The following is a 2082-nucleotide window of genomic DNA, read 5'->3' on the forward strand; positions in this document are numbered from 1 at the left end:
AAGATATGTTTCAACCGCAGGGTTAACTTCAAGGCTGGAAGAGGACAGCCGTTTACACAAAATTATTGACGGTCCCGTAGGTATTTTTTAATATTAATATATAACGGCTTCTAGGTTTGTGGGCCCACGTTTAGGGTATAGATTATTCGTACGTGTTGGTTGCGTATAAAGTTATGAGTGTTATAATAATCATCGTTGTTATTTTTTAATGGGTACGCGTTTGCTTATTGAAGTCTTAAAACATCCCCTTTACTGCAAAACGTCTCTACCTAAAATTGAATACTTCGGTAAAAGGAAGGTGGAATTTAAAAAGTCATGAGAAAACTAACAGGCGTCTTTTTTATAACTTTAATAGCGGCGCTTGCGGTAATCATCTGGGGTGTTGTAACACCAGAGAACTTAAATACAGTGACTGGTAGCATTCAGGGATGGATTGTTACCAATCTCGGGTGGTTTTATCTTATATCCGCAACGTTTTTCGTTATTTTCAGTATTTACTTAGTATTTAGTCCATACGGGAAAATCCGTTTAGGTAAACCGGACGAGCGACCGGAATACAGTTACTTAACATGGTTCGCATTTCTATTTACAGCCGGTATGGGTGTGGGACTTGTTTACTGGGGAGTGGCTGAACCTCTTTATCACTATTATGGCGCTCCGGAAGCAGAACCTGAAACTTCAGCTGCAGCAGAAGATGCTATTCGTCTCTCATTTTTCCACTGGGGACTTCACCCATGGGCTGCTTATTCCGTAGTAGCTTTAGCACTTGCCTATTTTCAATTCCGGCATAACGCACCGGGTATTATCAGTTCAGCATTTCGTCCGCTGATCGGTGATCGTGTCGATGGGTGGATGGGAACAATGATTAACTTCATCGCTGTATTCGCTACTATCTTTGGTGTCGCCCAGTCTTTAGGATTCGGCGCCACACAGGTAAATGGTGGATTAAGCTACATTTTTTCAGGCATCAATAACGATCTGCCGACACAGTTAATCATCATTCTTATATTTACAGTTATTTATCTTGCATCGGCAACTACCGGCTTAAATAGAGGAATTCGTTATCTAAGCTGGACAAACATAGCTTTAGCAGCAGTACTGATGCTGTTTGTCCTCTTTGCCGGTCCGACGACCAGTATTCTGAACTCCTTCACTGGCGGAATTGGTAACTATATGCAAAATCTGCCCGATCAAAGCTTTACCACGTATGAGTATACCGGAGATCGAGCATGGCTCGACTCCTGGACAATATTCTACTGGGCGTGGTGGATCGCATGGTCTCCTTTTGTAGGTACATTTATTGCCCGTGTATCCCGCGGCCGGACGATCCGCGAATTTATTTCCGGCGTTTTGCTTGTACCATCGATCTTCTCTTTTTTATGGTTTTCTGTTTTTGCGACTACCGGAATTGCTCAGGACAATGCGCAAAATGGCGGTCTTTACAACTTAATGATAAATCAAAGTGACGAAATTGCTTTATTTGGTTTGCTTGATGCTTTACCTTTTGGAGTTATTACAGGGCTTTTAGCGTTACTTTTGATCATGAGTTTTTTCGTTACTTCAGCAGATTCTGCGACGTTTGTGCTGGGGATGCAGACAACGAACGGAAGCTTAAACCCACCGGTTTCCATTAAATTTATCTGGGGACTTGTTATTTCGGGATCTGCAGCAATGTTACTTGCCTCGGGGGGCATTGCCGGTATACAGATTGTTATGACTATTGCGGCTCTGCCGTTTACCGTTATTATGATCTTAATTACTGTATCATTATTAAAAGCTCTTCAAACCGATCGAAGTATTATTAACAAAGAACGCAAGCTGCGCCAGGATGATGAAACAGGACTTTCCCGTCGCGAACGCGAACAGCTTCGAAGAGAACAGGAAGAGCTCCAAAGAGACCTGACTGGCAAAGAATAGTTTCTAACGAAATAAGAAATCCCCGGCCTCTGTGCCGGGGATTTTATTATGCTGAGAAGTATCAGCTGTCCTTTATCCTTATAAAAAGAGGTTCTATGTCTAATGTTGGGGTGACCCCTCCGTTATCCGGCGAGCGACCATTTATATTGATGATGCAATAACACT

Annotated in this window: 1 protein-coding gene; it reads left to right on the forward strand. The window is 42.6% G+C overall.

Translation table 11 applies throughout. The features are described from left to right. Window positions 1-315: 315 nt before the first annotated feature. Window positions 316-1917, forward strand: a complete 1602-nt coding sequence (locus ACTTK7_RS17150; protein WP_462869316.1) for a BCCT family transporter — start codon at window positions 316-318, stop codon at window positions 1915-1917. Window positions 1918-2082: the final 165 nt, after the last annotated feature.

The organism is Marinococcus tarijensis (assembly GCF_054971385.1).